This is a genomic window from Agrobacterium sp. GW821-FHT14E08, from assembly GCF_058803865.1.
This window is the reverse complement of sequence record NZ_JBXAPJ010000004.1, coordinates 45900-64080: the sequence shown is the minus strand read 5'-3', so window position 1 is coordinate 64080 and position 18181 is coordinate 45900. Positions and strand designations below refer to the sequence as shown.

Below are 18181 nucleotides of genomic sequence, written 5' to 3'. Positions count from 1 at the left end.
TTATATGATTTTTGTTCTTATATCGCACAAATGGAGCCGCGACATGGCCATCAATGAAAGAGACATGATGGGCGGTCTCGCCAAGGGACTGAAGGTTATCGAAGCCTTCAGCGCCGAGCGTCCGCGCCTCTCCATTTCCGATGCGGCTGATATTGCAGGCCTTGACCGCGCCACCACGCGGCGTTGCCTGCTGACGCTTTCAGAGCTGGGTTACGCCGCCTATGACGGCAAGTTCTTCACCGTCACGCCAAAGGTGCTGCGGCTCGGCACCGGCTGCCTCGCCACCATGCCGCTGCCGCGCATCGTCCAACCGCTTCTGGATCGTCTGTCGGAAGAGATCGGCCAAAGCACCTCCGTCTCCATTCTGGATGAGACTGAAATCGTCTATGTGGCGCGCGCCGCCCAGCAGCGCGTCATGTCCATCGCCCTGATGCCGGGATCGCGCCTGCCCGCCTATTGCACATCGATGGGTCGCGTTCTCCTCTCGGTTCAAACACCGGAGCGGCAGCGGGAAATTCTTGAAAGCTCAAAGCGGGTGGCGCGCACGGAAAAGACGATCATTGCCATGGATGCGCTGCTTGCCGAAATCGAGGCGACCGGCAATCGTGGTTATGCCCTGATCGATCAGGAGGTGGAGGTTGGCCTCCGTTCCATCGCCGTGCCGCTAAAAACCGTGCGCGGGCAGACGGTCGCAGCACTCAATGTCGGGCTTGCCGCCTCCGTCGCCTCGATGGACGATCTGGTGGAACGTTATCTGCCAGCACTTCTCGCCGTTCAGCGGGAGCTGGGAAGAATGCTCGTCTGAGGCAGCATCTGCCGCATGCCGGAATCCCCCATTTTCCGCTGTTCCGCAAGCCGCCAGGCGCGTGGCGTCATGCCGGTCTCCCGCTTGAAAAAGCGATTGAAATAAGCGGGATCGGCGAAACCGAGCCCTTCCGCGATCATCTGCACGGTGGAGACCGTGAAGATCAGCTCCTGCTGCGCGATCTCGATCTGGCGCCTGGCGACAAGCCGTTGCAGGCTGAGGCCGCAAACGGAACGGACGAGGCGGTTGAGATGTGTCTCGGAAAGGCCGAGCTTCTGCGCATAAAATTCCGCCTTGCGCGGCTCGCGAATATGCCTGGCGATCAGCGACAGCAATAATTCGAAGCGCCGCTCCGCAAGCCCTTCACCAGAGCTTTCCATCAGGGGCCGCATCGCCCGCGCCAGAAGCGTGACGACGGAGGCCAGTTGGCCCTCGATCATGGCGTCGCGGCCGATTTCGCGAGCCTCATATTCCCCGGAAATATGTTCGAAGCCGCTGCGCAGCCGATCGCCATCCGTGAAGCCCTGTAATGGCAACAGGACCGGCTGCTGGAAATTTCGGAGCAGCAGCGCCTGCACGGATGCGGGAAGGGCACCGGGCAGCACCGTGACGATCACCCCGCCAATATCACGCGAAAACCGAAAACCGTGTTCGAAACCCGGCGGCACGACAATCGCCACCGGCGGACGGATGGCCTCGATGCGGCCGTCCAGCAGCGCATCGCCCTCGCCGCCCCAAATGTACAAGATTTGCAGAAACGCCGAATGACGATGAAGACTGATTTCGAAGCGATGCAGGCTGCTTCGCGAAAAAAGCGTCTCGCAATGAAAACGAAAATCAGTGCCTTGTAACGTTTCTTCGCCATATAGCCCTTCACTGGCCACAACCCGCATATGAACCCGCCTCCCAGCATCGTGGTCGAATTGTGCAATTTACGGATCAGAAAGTCCATTGAGCTTGTGAGCCGCCTTGGTCAATTTCCTGACAGGAGACAATTCCGGGAGGAAACAATGCGCACAAAAGTCGTCATCATCGGCTCCGGCCCCTCAGGCCTGCTTCTCGGCCAGCTGCTTGCCAAAGAAGGCATCGACACCGTCATTCTCGACCGCGCCGGCAAGGACTATATCCTCGGCCGCGTCCGCGCCGGCGTGCTGGAAGAAGGCACTGTCAACCTTCTGGAGAAGGTTGGCGCTGACAAACGCCTGCGCAAAGAGGGCCTGCCGCATGAGGGTTTTTCGCTGACCTTCGACGGGCGCGACCACCGTATCGATCTCTTCGACCTCACCGGCGGCAGCCAGGTGATGGTTTATGGCCAGACTGAGGTAACGCATGACCTGATGGATGCGCGCGAAAAGGCGGGGCTTTCGACGATCTATGAGGCATCGAATGTCGAGCCGCATGATTTCGATGGTGCGAGCCCCTATGTCACCTATGAAAAAAACGGCGTAACCCACCGGATCGATTGCGATTTTATCGCCGGTTGCGACGGCTTCCATGGCGTCAGCCGCAAATCGGTGCCTCAGGGCGCGATCAAGGAATTCGAGAAGGTCTACCCTTTCGGCTGGCTCGGCATTTTGGCCGATGTGCCGCCCGTCAACCACGAGCTCATCTATGCCAACCACCCGCGTGGTTTCGCACTCTGTTCCATGCGCTCGCACACCCGCAGCCGCTATTACATTCAATGTTCGCTGGAAGACCGGCCGGAGGACTGGAGCGACGAGCGCTTCTGGGATGAAATCCGCCGCCGCCTGCCGGAAAACCATGCCGATGCCATGGTGACGGGCCAATCCTTCGAAAAATCCATCGCCCCGCTCCGGTCCTTCGTCTGCGAACCGATGCGGTTCGGACGGCTGTTTCTGGCCGGCGATGCCGCCCATATCGTGCCGCCGACCGGCGCCAAGGGTCTCAACCTTGCCGCCAGCGATGTGCATTATCTGAGCGAAGCGCTGATCGAGTTCTACCGTGACCGGTCAGAGGCGGGCATCGATTTCTATTCTCAGAAGGCGCTCTCCCGCGTCTGGAAGGCCGTGCGTTTTTCCTGGTGGATGACGACGATGATGCATCGTTTTCCCGATACCGGCGACTTTGGCCAGCGCATCCAAGAGGCGGAACTCGATTACCTCGTCCACTCCCGCGCCGCCTCCACGGCTCTTGCGGAAAATTATGTCGGGCTTCCTTATTAGGAGCCACGCCATTTGCGTCGACGTCATCCTCGAGCCTGACCCGAGGATCTGCAACGTTTTGATTTTACTCAACGTGATTAGATCCTCGGCACAAGGCCGAGGATGACGTCGAGAGTGTATTCAGCCTTCAGCCCTCCCATCCAGCAACTCACTCGCGGTTTCGCGAATGGCCTGCATCAACAGCGACAGGGGCAATGACGGCTGGGTATCGGCCCTGACCGTCAGCCCCACCGGGCCGCTGGTATCGCCGGTATCAACCGGCAGGATTGCCAGAATGCCGTCTGCCACGTCAGCGGCGATCACGCCTTCCGAAATGATCCACACAGCATCGCTGGTGCGCAGATATGCCCGGCCGAAGGCATCCGACACGGTCTCGATACGGATCGGCAGCGCCGGCACGCCATTGGCGATCAGGAACTGTTCGACGATGGGGCCGATCACCGATTGCCGTGTCGGCATCAGCACGGGAAACTCGTGAAGCCGGTCGAAAACCGAAACGCCGTTAGACAGCAGCGGATGGCCGGCACGCACCACGAACCGTACCTTTTCTGAATAGAGGTGCTCGAAGGAGAAGCCCGTCATTTTCTGCGGCGCGGCCAGACGCCCGACGACGAGGTCCAGATCGCCGACCCGCAACTGTTCCAGCAGCACCGCGTTTTCACCGGTGACGATCTTGACGGGGCTGCCGGTTTTTTCCGCGAGAAACCCCGCCATCGCCTTCGGCATGATCCTGACGGAAACAGTCGGCAATGCGCCAACCCGGACGGGAGGACCAGCGCGCGCGGCCTCCTGCGAGACCGAATCAACCGCCTGCCGCAGCGCCGTCATCGTCGCTCCCGCATGGCGCAGGAACACCTCGCCATAACGGCTGATGCGGATGCCGCGTCCCTCGCGATCAAACAGCGAGACACCGAGGATTTCCTCCAGTTCGCGGATGGTTTTCGTCACCGCTGGCTGGCTGACATGCAGGATTTCGGCGGCGCGGATGACACTTTTCTGCCGCGCCACCTCCACGAAGGTCTGAAGATGCCGGAACTTGATGCGTTGATCGACCATCGCTCATATAATCCATGGGTTATGATTTTCATCGATAATGTCATTTTACTTAACCGGAACGCGCTTGCAATATCCGCGGCGGGAGGAGCACATCATGCATTTTCTGCGCTGTGGCGAAAACGCGATCCATTACCGTGCGCACGGATTGGAAAGCGGCAAGCCGGTCATCGCCTTCATCAATTCGCTGGGCACCGACTTCCGCATCTGGGATGCGGTGATCGAAGCACTCGGCGATGATTATGCTTTTGTCCTGCACGACAAACGCGGCCACGGGCTTTCCGACATCGGCACCTCCCCCTATTCAGTTGAGGATCATGCCGATGATCTGATCGCGCTTCTCGATCATCTCGGCGTCAAAAGCGCGATCATCTGGGGATTGTCGGTCGGCGGCCTGATCGCCCAGGGGCTTTATGCCCGCCGCCCCGATCTCGTCCGCGCCTTGATACTCAGCAACACCGCCCACAAAATCGGCACCGCCGAGATGTGGAATGCGCGCATCGACAAGATCGCCGCTGACGGCCTTGCCTCGCTGGTCGATCCAGTCATGGAGCGCTGGTTCACACCCGCCTTCCGTCAGCCGGACAATGCGGCTTATGCGGGCGCGCGCAACATGCTGTCGCAACAGCCGGAAGCCGGCTACAGCGGCACCTGCGCCGCCATTCGCGATGCGGATTTCACGAAAGAGGCGGGCCTTATCGCGGTTCCCACATTGTGTGTGGCGGGCGATCAGGACGGTTCGACCCCGCCCGCGCTGGTTCGGTCGCTGGCGGGTCTCATTCCCGCCAGCCGCTTCGTCACCATCGGCAGCTGTGGCCACATCCCCTGCCTTGAACAGCCGCTCGCCTACACACAGGCGGCCTCAATTTTTCTGAAGACCTTGCCGGAGCACTGACAGATGGCGGAAAATATCGACAAGAACGACAGATTCGAGCAGGGCATGAAAACGCGCCGCGCTGTGCTCGGCGATGCCCATGTGGACCGCGCGCAGACGGTGACGACCGGGTTCGACCAGCCTTTTCAGCAGCTCATCACCGAAGCGGCGTGGGGATCGGTCTGGTCCGGCAACCACTGGACGAAGCGCGAGCGTTCGATGGTCACCATCGCTCTGCTCGCCGCACTCGGGCAGGATGAGGAACTTGCCATGCATGTGCGTGCCACCATCAATACCGGCGCGACAGAGGCGGATATTCGCGAGGCGCTGCTGCATGTGGCGATCTATGCCGGCGTGCCCGCCGCCAACCACGCTTTCAAGATCGCCAAGCTTGCCCTGGCCAGCATGAAAGCCGATAGTTCCCCCGATAATTCTGGCGATGGGGAGGAGACAAAATGAGCAACCAGCCACCCGAAACAGGACCGTTCTTCGCACGCGACCGCAATATCCATCCGCTGCCCTATTCGCCCGGTTACAAGACCTCGATCCTGCGCTCGCCCCAGCGCGCGCTGATTTCGCTCGAAGGCACCAAAAGCGAGATCACCGGCCCAGTCTTCGGACACGGCATGCTGAACCCGCTGGATAACGACCTCATCCTCAACTATGCCCGCCCCGGCGAAATGCCCGTCGGCCCGCGCCTTCTTGTGCATGGCCGGGTGCTGGATGAGCGCGGCCGCGGTGTGGATGGCGCACTGGTGGAATTCTGGCAGGCCAATGCCGGCGGGCGCTACCGCCACAAGAAAGAAAGCTATCTTGCCGCCATCGATCCGAATTTCGGCGGCGTCGGCCGCACGATCACCGATGAGAACGGTTATTACTGGTTCAAGACCATCCAGCCCGGCGCTTACCCCTGGCCGAACGGCGTCAATGACTGGCGCCCGGCCCATATCCATTTCTCAGTCTTCGGCCATGGTTTTGCCCAGCGGCTGATCACCCAGATGTATTTTGAGGGCGATCCGCTGATCTGGAAATGTCCGATCGTCAAAACCATTCCGGATGAGGATGCGATCCGAAGACTGATCGCGCCGCTGGACATGAATGCGACGCTGCCCATGGACATGCTGGCCTATAAGTTCGACATCGTTCTGCGTGGTCGCCGCTCGACCCTGTTCGAAAACCGCATGGAGGGCAACTGATCATGGTTCAGCCGCTCAACTACTTCAAAGAGACCGCCTCGCAGACGGCAGGCCCCTATGTCCACATCGGCTGCACGCCCAATTTCGTCGGCATCGAAGGCGTATTCGAAAAGGATCTCGGCTCCGGCGCGCTCTATAACGACAGGGCCCGTGGTGAGCGTATCAGCGTGCGCGGCACGGTGTACGACGGCGCGGGCATGCCGCTGAAGGACGCCCTGATCGAAATCTGGCAGGCGGATACGGACGGTTATTACAACAGCCCGAGCGAAACGCGCGGCAAGGCCGATCCGAATTTCAACGGCTGGGGCCGCTCGCCGGGTGACATGGATACCGGTGAATTCATCTTCGAAACCATCAAGCCGGGCACGGTGCCGTTCCGGGATGGCCGACCGATGGCGCCGCACATCACCTTCTGGATCGTGGCGCGCGGCATCAATATCGGCCTGCAGACCCGCATGTATTTCCCGGAGGAAGAGGCTGCCAATGCGGCCGATCCGGTTCTTGCCCGCGTGGAACAGAAAAGCCGCATCGCCACGCTTGTTGCCACGAAGGAAGAGGGAAACATCTATCGTTTCGATATCCGCCTCCAGGGCGAAGGCGAGACGGTGTTTTTCGATATCTGAGCGAAAGCGAAACCTGAAATGAGCCTTTCTCCCTTCGAACATCCGTTTCTGTCCGGCCTTTTCGGCGACAGCGAGATCGTCGAACTGTTTTCGGCGAGAGCGGATATCGACGCCATGGTCCGTTTCGAGACGGCACTGGCGCGGGCGGAAGCGGAGGCCGGTATCTTTGCGGATGATGTGGCGGAAGCCATCGTTTCGGGGCTTTCAGAATTTGCCGCCGATATGATCTCACTTCGCCATGGCGTCGCAAAGGATGGCGTCGTGGTTCCGGAACTCATCCGGCAGATGCGGGCGGCGGTCGCCGGTCGGGCGGCGGACAAGGTGCATTTCGGCGCGACCAGCCAGGATGTCATCGATACCAGCCTGATGCTGCGGCTGAAGATGGCGGCAGAAATCATCGCCATCCGCCTCGGTCACCTCATCGATACGCTGGGTGACCTCGCTTCGCGCGACGGCCACAAGCCGCTGACAGGTTATACACGCATGCAGGCCGCCATCGGTATCACCGTTGCCGACCGGGCGGCGGGCTGGATCGCGCCGCTGGAACGCCATCTGTTGCGGCTAGAGACCTTCGCCCAGAATGGCTTTGTCCTGCAATTTGGCGGCGCGGCCGGCACGCTGGAAAAGCTCGGCGACAACGCGGGCGCGGTCCGCGCCGATCTCGCAAAGCGGCTCGGCCTTGCCGACAGGCCGCAATGGCACAATCAGAGAGACGGTATCGCTGAATTTGCTAATCTGCTGTCGCTCGTCACCGGAACGCTTGGCAAGTTCGGACAGGATATTGCGTTGATGGCCGAACTCGGCAGCGAAATCCGCCTCTCCGGCGGCGGCGGTTCATCGGCCATGCCGCACAAGCAGAACCCGGTCAATGCGGAAACGCTGGTAACGCTTGCCCGCTTCAACGCCGTGCAGATTTCAGCACTTCACCAGTCCCTCGTCCACGAACAGGAACGATCCGGCGCGGGCTGGATGCTGGAATGGCTGACGCTGCCGCAAATGGTGACCGCAACCGGAACTTCACTGCTGGTCGCCGAAAGGCTCGCAGCGCAGATAGACAGGCTGGGGGCTGACGAAAGCTAGCCGAAGGGCCGGACGGTTTTCAAAAAAGAACAGCCCCCTGGCATGCTCATGGTGGAACCGAGGCAACGCTTCCGCGCGTCGAAACCGCTTGCGATTTTTCGCTTTAGCTATTGATATAAAACAACTTTCTTAAAAGAAGAAAATACAGAAAAAACCGCTTTGAGGCTGTTTTTAACCGAGTGAAGCGCTTGACACAAAAATGAACTAACTGGTACAAACATTCACGTTAAGACCTGCTGGGGAAGAGGAAAAAGAGCTTCCGCAGCGGGACAAAACAAATGGAGGGCTTTGGGGCCACAAGGTTTCCAGAGCGATGCGAGCAAGGCGAAACGCCTGTTCGGACCCGATGGGGTTGGGAGGAAGAATGTCTTACAGTCTCGATTTTTCGGCGGTCATAGACCGCCTGCCCGAGCTGCTTTTGGCCTGTCTGGCAACGATCGGCCTTGCTATAGCCGGCATGTCGCTCGCCACCGTCATTGGGGTTCTCGGCGTCGTCGCCCGCCGTTCGCGGTTCAAGCTGCTGCGCGGCCTGGTCATCGGCTTTGTCGAGACGATCCGCAACACGCCGTTTCTGGTGCAGATATTCTTCATCTTCTTCGCCCTGCCGCAGATCGGCATCAAGCTTAACCCCACCGTCACCGCCATCATTGCGCTCGCCCTGAACGGCGGCGCCTATGCTATTGAAATCATTCGCGGCGGTGTGGATTCCATTCCCAAGGGCCAGGTGGAAGCGGGCCTCGCGCTCGGCCTGCACCGGTCACAGATATTCCGCCATATCATTCTGAAGCCGGCGCTGCGCGCGGTCTATCCGTCGCTCACCAGCCAGTTCATCATGCTGACGCTGACCACCTCGGTCTGTACCTCGATCGCCGCTTACGAACTGACGTCAGTGGCCCAGAAGATCGAGGCGGACACCTTCCGGTCCTTCGAGGTCTATTTCTCGATCACGCTGCTCTATCTGGTCATTTCCTCGCTAATGATGGGCATTTTCTCGCTCATCTCCCGCGCATCGTTCAGCTATCCGGTCAAGTGAGGAAAAGACAATGGAATCCATCGGTCCCAACGAATTCTTCTTCCTGCTGCAAGGCCTGAAATGGACGCTTGCGCTGACCGTGATCGGCTTCATCGGCGGCGGCGTCTTCGGGCTTTGCGTGGCGCTTGCCCGCGTTGCCGAAAGCCCTGCGATCCAGCGCGCCAGCACCGGTTATATCGCCGTGTTTCAGGGCACGCCGCTCCTGATGCAGCTTTTCGTGGTTTATTACGGCGTGGCGCTGGCTGGCCTCAATGTCGACGCCTGGATTGCCGTCGCCATCGCCTTCACGCTGCATGCCAGCGCCTTTCTCGGTGAAATCTGGCGGGGTGGCATTCAGGCCGTGCCGAAGGGCCAGACGGAAGCCGCCAATGCGCTCGGCCTGCATTATGTCTCCCGCATGAAGGATGTGATCCTGCCACAGGCCTTCAAGATTTCGCTGCCCGCCACCATCGGTTTTCTGGTGCAGCTCATCAAGGGCACCTCGCTTGCGGCCATCGTCGGCTTCGTTGAGCTGTCCCGTGCCGGCCAGATCGTCTCCAACCAGACGTTCCGCCCGCTCACCGTCTTCGCCATCGTCGGCATCATCTATTTCCTGATCTGCTGGCCGCTTTCCCTGTGGGGCGCCGGTGTCGAAAAGCGGCTGCAGGCCGCATCCCGCTAAATGTCACGACCATCTCATCAGCTTTGTAAGGAGGAGCAAAAGATGAAAACCAGAACTATGAAATTCTCACGTCGCACCCTGCTCGCGCTTGCCGCAGCAACCGTCGCCCTGCCCTTTGTCGCGCCGGTCGATGCTTTCGCTGGCACGGTGGAAGAGGCCAAGGCCAAGGGCAAGGTCGTCATCGGCATTCAGGGTGACAATTCGCCATGGGGCTTCGTCAATTCCAGCGGCGTGCAGGATGGTCTCGATGCCGATATCGGCAAGGCCTTTGCCGACTATCTCGGCGTCAAGGTCGAATTCGTGCCGCTTGCCGTGGCAAACCGTATTCCCGCCCTTCTGACCGGCAAGGTCGACCTGCTTTTCGCAACCATGGGCATGACCGCCGAACGCGCCAAGACCATTCAATATTCCAAGCCCTATGCCGGCAATGTTCTTTCCGTCTACGGCCCCAAAGACAAGAAAATCGCCGGCTATGACGATCTGACCGGTGTTTCCGTCGGCGTGCCGAAGTCGAGCGCGATGGACACCTCGATCACCGCAGGCGCTGGCTCGAAGGCCAATATCCTGCGCTTTGATGATGACGCCGCCAATATTCAGGCGCTCATCTCCGGCCAGGTCGAGGTTGTCGGCGGCAACCAGTTTTATGGCGACCGTCTGAACAAGGCGGCCGAAGGCAAATACGAGCCGAAGTTCGATCTGACGACGCTCTATAACGGCGCCGGCACGCGTCCGGGTGAAAAGGACTGGAACGAGACCGTCAACGCCTTCCTCGACAAGATCAAGTCCGACGGCCAGCTGGCCAAGATCTACGACAAGTGGATGAAGCGCGACGTTCCGGCCTTCCCGGACAGCCTGCCCGACATCCCCTTCACCGTGAAATAAGCAGGAGGTTTCCATGCCGCAATCCGCCACTGCCGAGGTTCCGCTTATCGCCCTTCAAGGGGTCGGAAAGTGGTATGGAGCCTTCCACGCGCTAAAGAATATCGACATGACGGTTCGCAAGGGTGAAAAAATCGTCCTTTGCGGCCCGTCCGGTTCGGGAAAATCCACCCTGATCCGCTGCATCAACCATCTGGAGGAAATCCAGGAGGGCAAGATCACGGTCGAAGGGACCACGCTTTCGGATTCGAGCCGCGCCATCGATGCGGTTCGCCGCGAGGTGGGCATGGTGTTCCAGAGCTTTAATCTCTTCCCGCACAAGACAATCATGGAAAACTGCACGCTGGCGCCAATGCGGGTGAAGGGCTTGTCCAAAGCCGATGCGGAGGCGACGGCGCGCAAATATCTCGAGCGCGTGCGCATTCTCAATCAGGCCGATAAATACCCGGCCCAGCTTTCCGGCGGCCAGCAGCAGCGCGCGGCGATTGCCCGGGCACTGTGCATGGAGCCGAAAGCCATGCTGTTTGACGAGCCGACCTCGGCGCTCGATCCGGAAATGGTGAAGGAAGTGCTCGACACCATGATCGGGCTTGCCCGTGACGGCATGACGATGATCTGCGTGACCCATGAAATGGGCTTCGCCCGGCAGGTGGCCGACCGCGTGGTCTTCATGTCGGAAGGCGAGATCATCGAGGAAGGCCCGCCGGAAGAATTCTTCAGCGATCCCAAGCACCAGCGCACCCGTACCTTCCTCGGCGAAATTCTCGCCCACCATTGAGGCTCGCCTGTCTGCCCTCGGACATGTGGCGACCTCTCGACATACACGACGTCATCCTCGGGCTCGCCCCCGAGGACCCATGAGTTTCAGCGGATGATCAATCCTCGGGTCTAACCCGAGGACGAGGATGACGAAGGAGGGGTTTAGTACCCCGCCAGCAACCCGAAGGCAGGCGGAGCCCGCCCCGAACCGACGAACGACACCGGATCATGACAGATAAAACCGCTTTCAAGGTCGGCCTGATTGGCGCCGATATCCAGCTTTCCAAATCGCCCGCGCTGCATATGCGCGAAGGGGCTGCCCATGGCCTCGATTATTCCTATGAGCTGGTGGATGTCACTGCCCGCAAGCTCCCGGCCAGCGCCCTCCCCGCCCTGCTCGACGAGTTGGAAGCGCGCGGTTTTGCCGGCACCAACATCACCCACCCATTCAAGCAGGCGGTCATTCCGCACCTGCATGAATTGTCGGAAGATGCCCGCATGCTGGGCGCGGTCAACACCGTCGCCTTCAAGGACGGTCGCCGCATCGGCCACAATACCGACTGGTACGGTTTTTACGAAAGCTTCGTACGTGGCTTGCCGGATGCGAAGCGGGATCGCGCGCTGCTCGTCGGCGCGGGTGGGGCGGGTGTTGCGGTGGCGCATGCCGCGCTGAAGCTTGATATCGCTCGCCTCGACATATTCGACCGCGAGTTCGAAAGGGCCGAGCGACTGGCTCTCGAGCTCAATGCCCGCTTCGGCGAAGGCCGCGCCTTTGCCGTTGAGGACCCGTCCGCCTCCCTGCCCTTCGCCGATGGTCTCATCCATGCCACCCCGATGGGCATGCCCGCCCATCCCGGCATGCCGGTTTCAGCCGATCTCATCGAACAGCGGCACTGGGTAGCCGATATCGTCTATATGCCGCTCGTCACCGAACTTCTGGCGACGGCGGCGAAAAAGGGCTGTCGCACCCTGCCGGGCGGCGGCATGACGGTGTTTCAGGCCGTCGGCGCATTCCGCCTCTTCTGCGGTCGCGAGCCGGATGCACAGCGCATGACGGCGCATTTCACCGAACTTTGCATGGCTGAGGGTGTGGCATGAGCCTTTTCACCATCCTCAATGGCCCGAACCTCAACCTGCTCGGCCAGCGCCAGCCGGAAATCTATGGCTATGAGACCCTGGCCGATATCGAAGCCAATTGCCGTGGGATAGCCGAAGCCGCCGGCCACGAACTGTTCTTTGCCCAGAGCAACCGCGAATATGAGTTGATCGACTGGATTCACGAAGCGCGGGGCAAATCATCAGGCATAGCCATCAATCCCGGTGCCTTTACCCACACGTCAGTGGCGATCCTCGACGCGCTGAACGCCTTCGAAGCGCCTGTCATCGAGGTCCATATTTCCAACATCCACAAACGCGAGGTTTTCCGCCACCATTCCTATGTCTCGACCCGCGCCGAAGGCGTGATCGCCGGGCTCGGCGTCGAAGGTTATGAGGTGGCTTTACGCCACCTGATCAACCGTCTTTCCCGATCGTCGTGATATGACCGGGCGTCAGCACATAACGCAGCACCATGTCGCTGACATGCCGCGACAGTGTGTCCTGCCCCTCATCGGTGAACAGATTATCGCCGAAGATGAACGAGAAGGTCGCGACGTTCGAGACGTTGAAAAAAGACAGCGCGCTGATCTGCCAGTGCAGCTCCAGCGCATCGATGCCGTTACGGAAGATGCCGCGCTTCTGCCCGCGCAGCAGCACGCTTTCCAGCGCGTCGATGGCCGGCCTGTTGAGCTGACGGATCGTCTCCGACGATTGCATATGTCGGCCGTGATGGATGTTTTCGATCATCACCATGCGGATGAAGGCCGGATTGCGACGGTGGTGGTCGAAGGTGAACCGACAGAGCTTGTCGAGCGCCGCAGCCGGCTCAAGGTCGTCGAGCTCCAGATCGCTCTCGCCGCCGCGCACCTTGGCATAGGCTTCCTCAAGCACGCGCTGGTAAAGGCTCTCCTTATCGCTGAAATAATAATAGATCATGCGCTTGGACGTGCGCGTGCGGGCAGCGATTTCATCGATGCGGGCGCCGGAAAGGCCGTTCTGCGAAAACTCTTCCATGGCCACCGAAAGAATGTCGCGGCGAACCCCCTCCGGATCGCGCTTCGCCTGCCGGCTGTCTCGGGTTCCGTTCGAAGTCGCGCTTTTGGTCATGATCCATTCCATCGGTGGGGCGGCTGGCCTGTCGCCACGCCCTGATTATTAACCAATCAGTACATAAGGCTGAAAAGGAAGGCAATATGGCGAGCTATGACACAGGCAGACACAGCATGCCAATGCGCACATCCATTGCAACCGTATCGATCAGCGGCGAATTTCCCGAAAAACTGGCCGCCATCGCCAAGGCCGGTTTTACCGGCGTGGAAATTTTCGAAAACGATTTCCTGACCTATGACGCCTCCCCGCGCGAGGTAAAGGCGTTGGTGGCCGATCACGGGCTGGACATTACCCTGTTCCAGCCATTCCGCGATTTTGAAGGCATGCCGGAACCGCACCGCGCCCGCGCCTTCGAGCGTGCCGAGCGGAAATTTGACATCATGGGCGAGCTCGGCACCGATCTGATGCTGATCTGCTCCAATGTCTCGCCGGTCTCGCTCGGCGGCATCGACCGCGCCGCCGCCGATTTCCAGCAACTGGGGGAACTTGCGGCCAAACATGGCGTGCGCGTCGGTTACGAGGCGCTGGCCTGGGGTCGCCATATCAGCGATCACCGCGATGCCTGGGAGGTGGTGCGCCGCGCCGATCACGCCAATGTCGGCATCATTCTCGATAGTTTCCACACGCTGTCGCGCAAGATCGATCCGAATTCGATCCGCTCCATTCCCGGCGACAAGATCTTCATCGTGCAGCTGGCCGATGCGCCGCTGATCGACATGGACCTGCTCTACTGGAGCCGCCATTTCCGCAACATGCCGGGCGAAGGCGATCTGCCTGTCGTGGATTTCATGCGCGCTGTCGCCGCCACCGGCTATAGCGGCCCGCTGTCGCTCGAAATCTTCAACGACCAGTTCCGCGGCGGCTCGGCCCGCCTGCTTGCCGAAGATGGCCACCGTTCGCTGGTCAACCTCATGGATCAGGTGCGCCGCCTCGAGCCGGATATCCGCATCGATGTGCCCGCCATGCCCGAACGGGTCGAGACACAAGGCGTGGAATTCGTCGAATTCACCACTGCACCCGAAGAAAAGGCAAATCTGGAAGCGCTGCTCGCCACGCTCGGCTTTGAAAAAACCGCAAGGCATCGCAACCGTGACGTTGATCTCCATACACAGGGCGATATCCGTATCGTCATCAATACCGGCGGCACCGGCGACAGTTTCGCCGGCGCGTCCTATTCCATCCACGGCACCAATGCCTATGCTTTCGGACTCAAGGTCGCGGACGCGCAGGCTGCCCTTGCCCGTGCGGAAGCGCTCGGTGCACCAACCTTTGCCGAGCCGCGCCGATCGGGCGAGGTCGCCGTCCCCGCCATTCAGGGTGTGGGCAATGGCGTTATCTATTTCCTCGACGGCTCCCCGGCACTCGCTTCCATCTGGGACAATGAATTTGTGCCGGCAGAAGGTCAGACCGGGAAAGGCGACGCTCATCTCACCCGTATCGATCATCTTGCGCAAACAACGCATTACGATGAAATGCTGACCTGGCTTCTGTTTTACACGTCGCTGTTTTCCTCCCGCCGCACGCCGATGGTCGATGTGGTCGATCCCGGCGGGCTGGTGCGCAGCCAGGCGATTGAAAGCGTGCCTTCACCGCATTTTCGCCTGACCATGAACGGCGCGGACAATCGCAAGACTTTCGCCGGCAAATTTTTGGCCGAAGGTTTTGGCACCAGCATCCAGCATATCGCCTTTGCTACAAGCGATATCTTCGCCACCGCAGGAGCGTTGCGGGCCCGGGGGTTTCAGGCACTGCCCATCTCACGCAATTATTACGACGACCTCGAGGCGCGCTTCGGGCTGGAGCCGGAATTTTCCGATGCGCTGCGGGCGGCAAGCATTCTCTACGACCGCGACGACAACGGCGAATATTTCCAGATATACAGCCGCACCTTTGGCGAAGGTTTCTTCTTCGAAATCATCGAGAGACGTGGGGCCTATGGCGGTTATGGCGCCATGAATGCGCCCTTCCGCATCGCCGCGCAAAGGCGCCTTGCGCCTCCGGTCGGCATGCCGCGGGAATAGGCATGGACGCCTGCCCACCGGCATCGCCGATATTCAATCGAGCCGCAGCCGCAGGCATGCCTCCTCGGCCGGCCCTCATTCACGCCAGTGTCGTTATCTCATAGTCCCGTGGAATGGCGGAGGTCGCAACGAACCACTGAGACGCGCGTGTCCGCTGCTGGTGAAAATCAAAGGCGTCCCGATCGATAAAAAGCTCTTCCACCCGCCAGATCAGCGGATCGTCGGTCTGAGATACCTCGAAGGAAAGACAGCCCGGCTCCGCTCTCGTCAGGCGGATATGCTCAGGCAGATGACGCACGACCAGTTCGACATCCTCCATTGATGCACAACGCAGGAAGCCGGATAGCCTGACCGCACCTGTCCTATTCGTCATATTCGGTATCCTTTTTGGGTATTCTTTATTCACCCTGTAACACGGGGAGCGATACAATCGCCTCCCATTTCGACATCGCGGCAAAATTTGCCCGCTTATCCTTCCTCCGCCATCCTCGGGTCAAGCCCGAGGATGGCGTCGAATATATCGGAGCCGTTATCGATCTCCGGCACCCACGCCCAAAATAAATGCAGCTGCGTATTTGTAGAGCATTACACAAAAATTGTTCAACACTATGGACATGATTGTCCGGTTTTGTTAGCTTTTTTGTAAAACAAGGGTGGGGAATACAGTTTCATGCGCATCATCGATTCCGAAACCGATGCCAGGCATTTTGCCGGCACCGACGGGGTTGCTTTAAAAGCCTGCACAGGATCGCGATATCTGCATCCGCCGACAGCAACCGATGCGCATTGCGCCCTCAAGGCGGCGTAAGACGTCATGCGCCTCTCTGCGACATTCCCGTTCTCTGGCGCAACGCCGCAGACCGCCCCCTTATCCCCCGCCCTTCGCACTTCCCAATTTCAGATGGCAGCGCCGGAAATTCCGCGCATGCCAAGCCGGAGACGCTGATATGACTGCCGCAAACCGCAACGCCCTCCTCTCGGTTGAAAACCTGAGCGTTGAGTTCGGCGACAGCCGCGTCGTGGACGATATTTCCTTTGCCGTGGAGGCAGGCAGGACGGTGGCGATCGTCGGTGAATCCGGGTCGGGAAAATCCGTCACCTCGCTTTCCACCATGCGTCTTGCCGACATGATGGGCGCCAAGTACCCCGCCGGCCGCATCCTGTTCGAAGGCAGGGACCTGTTGAAAGCCTCGCAGAAGGAGATGCGCTCGATCCGCGGCAAGGAGATCGCCATGATCTTCCAGGAGCCGATGACGTCGCTCAACCCCGTCTTCACCATCGGCGACCAGATCTGCGAAGTGCTGATGCTGCACGAGAAGACAGGCAAGCAGGCGGCGATTGCGGAAGCGCAGAAACTCCTCGAAATGGTACGGCTGCCCGACGCGGCCGAGCTTCTGAAACGGTATCCGCACCAGCTTTCCGGCGGCATGCGCCAGCGCGTGATGATCGCCATGGCGCTCGCCTGTCGGCCAAAGCTTTTGATCGCCGACGAACCGACGACGGCGTTGGATGTCACCATTCAGGCGCAGATCCTCAACATCATGCGCGACCTGCAGAAGAAACTCGGCATGGGCATGGTCTTCATCACCCATGATATGGGCGTGGTGGCGGAAATGGCCGATGACGTGGTCGTCATGTGGAAGGGCAAGAAGGTGGAGGAAGGTCCGGTCAAGGATATCTTCGCCAATCCGCAGCACCCCTATACGCGCGCCCTGCTTTCCGCCGTTCCGCGCCTCGGCAGCATGGAAGGCGAAGAGTTTCCCAAGCGCCTGCCGCTCACCGTCTTGCAGGACGGCCAGCCGGTCGTGATCGGCGAGGAACGCGTGCAAAACACCGCGAAATACGACGCCAAGCCGCTGCTGTCGGTCAAGGACCTGTTCGTCCGCTTCGATATCCGCAAGAACCTGTTCGGCAAGGCGACGCACCGTTGCAACGCCGTGCAGAAGGTAAGCTTCGATATTCACGCCGGCGAAACGCTGGCGCTGGTGGGCGAATCCGGGTCCGGCAAATCCACCATCGGCCGCACCATCCAGCAGCTGCAAACCACCGTATCAGGCGAAATCGCCTTCAACGGACGCAGCTATTCGCAGATGTCGGCGGCGGAGCGCTTCCGCATGCGCCAGGAAGTGCAATATATCTTCCAGGACCCCTTCGCCTCGCTCGATCCGCGCAAGACGGTCGGTTTTTCCATTGCCGAGCCGATCAACACCCACGGTTTGATCAACGATCAGAAGGCAGTAAAGCGGCGCGTGGATGAATTGCTGGAGCGTGTGGGCCTCAGCTCCGAACATGCCGCACGTTATCCGCACGAGTTTTCGGGCGGCCAGCGCCAGCGCGTCTGCATTGCCCGTGCGCTGGCTTCCGATCCGAAACTCATCATCGCGGACGAGGCACTCTCGGCGCTCGACGTCTCCATTCAGGCGCAGATCATCAATCTGTTCATGGACCTGCAGGCCGAACGCGGTCTCGCTTATCTCTTCATCAGCCATGACATGGCGGTGGTGGAAAAGATGAGCCACCGCGTCGCCGTGCTTTATCTCGGCCAGATCATGGAAATGGGCAGCCGCCGGCAGGTCTTCGAAACGCCGACGCATGATTATACCCGCCGCCTGCTTTCGGCCGTGCCGGTCGCCGATCCGACCATTGAGCGCCACACCGCCATGATCGAAGGCGAAATTCCCAATCCCGTGCGCCGTGTCGGCGATGAGCCGGCCATTCTCGCCCATGAGGAAATCAATCCAGGCCACTTCATCGCGAAGAGCGCCTGAATAACAACCAGACCCACAACCATCTGAAGAGGAACAGG

At 60.0% G+C, this 18181-nt stretch carries 20 protein-coding genes; 16 read left to right on the top strand and 4 right to left on the bottom strand.

What is annotated here, in order from left to right; genetic code table 11:
- The first annotated feature begins 43 nt into the window (after positions 1-43).
- A complete protein-coding gene (locus AC1ROR_RS16570) occupies positions 44-805 on the top strand; it encodes an IclR family transcriptional regulator (protein WP_498590081.1) in 762 nt (253 codons plus the stop codon).
- Here the strand turns inward: AC1ROR_RS16570 and AC1ROR_RS16565 are convergent.
- Positions 775-1698, bottom strand: coding sequence for a helix-turn-helix domain-containing protein (locus AC1ROR_RS16565; RefSeq protein ID WP_498590080.1), 924 nt, complete (start codon positions 1696-1698; stop codon positions 775-777). The two genes, AC1ROR_RS16570 and AC1ROR_RS16565, sit on opposite strands and share 31 nt — an antisense overlap.
- Positions 1699-1815: 117 nt before the next feature.
- On the opposite strand from AC1ROR_RS16565, the gene pobA reads away from it, so the two are divergent.
- A complete protein-coding gene (gene pobA, locus AC1ROR_RS16560) occupies positions 1816-2988 on the top strand; it encodes a 4-hydroxybenzoate 3-monooxygenase (RefSeq protein WP_498590079.1) in 1173 nt (390 codons plus the stop codon).
- 120 nt (positions 2989-3108) lie between these two features.
- Here the strand turns inward: pobA and pcaQ are convergent, their stop codons facing one another.
- Positions 3109-4044 (bottom strand): pca operon transcription factor PcaQ, encoded by a 936-nt coding sequence (gene pcaQ, locus AC1ROR_RS16555; RefSeq protein WP_498590078.1) that lies wholly within the window; start codon positions 4042-4044, stop codon positions 3109-3111.
- A gap of 94 nt (positions 4045-4138) precedes the next feature.
- Here pcaQ and pcaD point away from each other — a divergent pair, with 94 nt between their 5' ends.
- The 11 genes from pcaD to aroQ all read left to right on the top strand — a co-directional run bounded on the left by pcaD (position 4139) and on the right by aroQ (position 12684).
- Entirely contained in the window at positions 4139-4936 is a 798-nt protein-coding gene (pcaD, locus tag AC1ROR_RS16550; RefSeq protein ID WP_498590077.1) for a 3-oxoadipate enol-lactonase, read from the top strand.
- 3 nt (positions 4937-4939) lie between these two features.
- Positions 4940-5374 (top strand): 4-carboxymuconolactone decarboxylase, encoded by a 435-nt coding sequence (gene pcaC, locus AC1ROR_RS16545; protein WP_498590076.1) that lies wholly within the window; start codon positions 4940-4942, stop codon positions 5372-5374.
- Entirely contained in the window at positions 5371-6111 is a 741-nt protein-coding gene (pcaH, locus tag AC1ROR_RS16540) for a protocatechuate 3,4-dioxygenase subunit beta (protein WP_003499229.1), read from the top strand. Before pcaC ends, pcaH begins: the two co-directional genes overlap by 4 nt.
- Positions 6112-6113: 2 nt before the next feature.
- A complete protein-coding gene (gene pcaG / locus AC1ROR_RS16535; RefSeq protein ID WP_498590075.1) occupies positions 6114-6734 on the top strand; it encodes a protocatechuate 3,4-dioxygenase subunit alpha in 621 nt (206 codons plus the stop codon).
- Between the two features lie 18 nt (positions 6735-6752).
- Positions 6753-7814, top strand: coding sequence for a 3-carboxy-cis,cis-muconate cycloisomerase (locus AC1ROR_RS16530; protein WP_498590074.1), 1062 nt, complete (start codon positions 6753-6755; stop codon positions 7812-7814).
- A 364-nt stretch (positions 7815-8178) separates the two neighbouring features.
- A complete protein-coding gene (locus tag AC1ROR_RS16525) occupies positions 8179-8847 on the top strand; it encodes an amino acid ABC transporter permease (protein ID WP_003499222.1) in 669 nt (222 codons plus the stop codon).
- Between the two features lie 10 nt (positions 8848-8857).
- Positions 8858-9508 (top strand): amino acid ABC transporter permease, encoded by a 651-nt coding sequence (locus AC1ROR_RS16520; protein ID WP_498590073.1) that lies wholly within the window; start codon positions 8858-8860, stop codon positions 9506-9508.
- Between the two features lie 42 nt (positions 9509-9550).
- Positions 9551-10390 (top strand): transporter substrate-binding domain-containing protein, encoded by an 840-nt coding sequence (locus AC1ROR_RS16515; protein ID WP_035226158.1) that lies wholly within the window; start codon positions 9551-9553, stop codon positions 10388-10390.
- A 13-nt stretch (positions 10391-10403) separates the two neighbouring features.
- Complete coding sequence (locus tag AC1ROR_RS16510; protein ID WP_003499216.1) at positions 10404-11165, top strand: amino acid ABC transporter ATP-binding protein; 762 nt, start codon at positions 10404-10406, stop codon at positions 11163-11165.
- 209 nt (positions 11166-11374) lie between these two features.
- On the top strand, positions 11375-12244 hold the full coding sequence (locus AC1ROR_RS16505) for a shikimate dehydrogenase (RefSeq protein WP_498590072.1): 870 nt from the start codon (positions 11375-11377) through the stop codon (positions 12242-12244).
- Positions 12241-12684, top strand: coding sequence for a type II 3-dehydroquinate dehydratase (aroQ, locus tag AC1ROR_RS16500; RefSeq protein ID WP_035226151.1), 444 nt, complete (start codon positions 12241-12243; stop codon positions 12682-12684). The genes AC1ROR_RS16505 and aroQ overlap by 4 nt, the downstream gene beginning before the upstream one ends.
- Here the strand turns inward: aroQ and AC1ROR_RS16495 are convergent.
- A complete protein-coding gene (locus AC1ROR_RS16495; RefSeq protein ID WP_080840446.1) occupies positions 12659-13351 on the bottom strand; it encodes a TetR/AcrR family transcriptional regulator in 693 nt (230 codons plus the stop codon). The genes aroQ and AC1ROR_RS16495 overlap by 26 nt on opposite strands.
- A 122-nt stretch (positions 13352-13473) precedes the next feature.
- Between AC1ROR_RS16495 and AC1ROR_RS16490 the strand changes: the two genes are divergently transcribed.
- Positions 13474-15375: a bifunctional sugar phosphate isomerase/epimerase/4-hydroxyphenylpyruvate dioxygenase family protein gene (locus AC1ROR_RS16490; RefSeq protein WP_035226319.1), complete on the top strand. Its 1902-nt coding sequence runs from the start codon at positions 13474-13476 to the stop codon at positions 15373-15375.
- Between the two features lie 79 nt (positions 15376-15454).
- On the opposite strand, the gene AC1ROR_RS16485 is transcribed toward AC1ROR_RS16490, so the two are convergent.
- A complete protein-coding gene (locus AC1ROR_RS16485) occupies positions 15455-15748 on the bottom strand; it encodes a putative quinol monooxygenase (RefSeq protein WP_498590071.1) in 294 nt (97 codons plus the stop codon).
- Positions 15749-16045: 297 nt separating this feature from the next.
- Here AC1ROR_RS16485 and AC1ROR_RS16480 point away from each other — a divergent pair, with 297 nt between their 5' ends.
- Positions 16046-16183, top strand: a complete 138-nt coding sequence (locus AC1ROR_RS16480) for a hypothetical protein (protein ID WP_498590070.1) — start codon at positions 16046-16048, stop codon at positions 16181-16183.
- A 139-nt stretch (positions 16184-16322) separates the two neighbouring features.
- Positions 16323-18143, top strand: a complete 1821-nt coding sequence (locus AC1ROR_RS16475; RefSeq protein WP_498590069.1) for an ABC transporter ATP-binding protein — start codon at positions 16323-16325, stop codon at positions 18141-18143.
- The last annotated feature ends 38 nt before the right edge of the window (positions 18144-18181 follow it).

Bases quoted from the DNA above. Each gene is read 5' to 3' on its own strand.
- AC1ROR_RS16570 (WP_498590081.1), top strand. From the start codon at position 44: ATGGCCATCAATGAAAGAGACATGATGGGCGGTCTCGCCAAGGGACTG.
- AC1ROR_RS16565 (WP_498590080.1), bottom strand. From the start codon at position 1,698: ATGCGGGTTGTGGCCAGTGAAGGGCTATATGGCGAAGAAACGTTACAA.
- pobA (WP_498590079.1), top strand. From the start codon at position 1,816: ATGCGCACAAAAGTCGTCATCATCGGCTCCGGCCCCTCAGGCCTGCTT.
- pcaQ (WP_498590078.1), bottom strand. From the start codon at position 4,044: ATGGTCGATCAACGCATCAAGTTCCGGCATCTTCAGACCTTCGTGGAG.
- pcaD (WP_498590077.1), top strand. From the start codon at position 4,139: ATGCATTTTCTGCGCTGTGGCGAAAACGCGATCCATTACCGTGCGCAC.
- pcaC (WP_498590076.1), top strand. From the start codon at position 4,940: ATGGCGGAAAATATCGACAAGAACGACAGATTCGAGCAGGGCATGAAA.
- pcaH (WP_003499229.1), top strand. From the start codon at position 5,371: ATGAGCAACCAGCCACCCGAAACAGGACCGTTCTTCGCACGCGACCGC.
- pcaG (WP_498590075.1), top strand. From the start codon at position 6,114: ATGGTTCAGCCGCTCAACTACTTCAAAGAGACCGCCTCGCAGACGGCA.
- AC1ROR_RS16530 (WP_498590074.1), top strand. From the start codon at position 6,753: ATGAGCCTTTCTCCCTTCGAACATCCGTTTCTGTCCGGCCTTTTCGGC.
- AC1ROR_RS16525 (WP_003499222.1), top strand. From the start codon at position 8,179: ATGTCTTACAGTCTCGATTTTTCGGCGGTCATAGACCGCCTGCCCGAG.
- AC1ROR_RS16520 (WP_498590073.1), top strand. From the start codon at position 8,858: ATGGAATCCATCGGTCCCAACGAATTCTTCTTCCTGCTGCAAGGCCTG.
- AC1ROR_RS16515 (WP_035226158.1), top strand. From the start codon at position 9,551: ATGAAAACCAGAACTATGAAATTCTCACGTCGCACCCTGCTCGCGCTT.
- AC1ROR_RS16510 (WP_003499216.1), top strand. From the start codon at position 10,404: ATGCCGCAATCCGCCACTGCCGAGGTTCCGCTTATCGCCCTTCAAGGG.
- AC1ROR_RS16505 (WP_498590072.1), top strand. From the start codon at position 11,375: ATGACAGATAAAACCGCTTTCAAGGTCGGCCTGATTGGCGCCGATATC.
- aroQ (WP_035226151.1), top strand. From the start codon at position 12,241: ATGAGCCTTTTCACCATCCTCAATGGCCCGAACCTCAACCTGCTCGGC.
- AC1ROR_RS16495 (WP_080840446.1), bottom strand. From the start codon at position 13,351: ATGACCAAAAGCGCGACTTCGAACGGAACCCGAGACAGCCGGCAGGCG.
- AC1ROR_RS16490 (WP_035226319.1), top strand. From the start codon at position 13,474: ATGCGCACATCCATTGCAACCGTATCGATCAGCGGCGAATTTCCCGAA.
- AC1ROR_RS16485 (WP_498590071.1), bottom strand. From the start codon at position 15,748: ATGACGAATAGGACAGGTGCGGTCAGGCTATCCGGCTTCCTGCGTTGT.
- AC1ROR_RS16480 (WP_498590070.1), top strand. From the start codon at position 16,046: ATGCGCATCATCGATTCCGAAACCGATGCCAGGCATTTTGCCGGCACC.
- AC1ROR_RS16475 (WP_498590069.1), top strand. From the start codon at position 16,323: ATGACTGCCGCAAACCGCAACGCCCTCCTCTCGGTTGAAAACCTGAGC.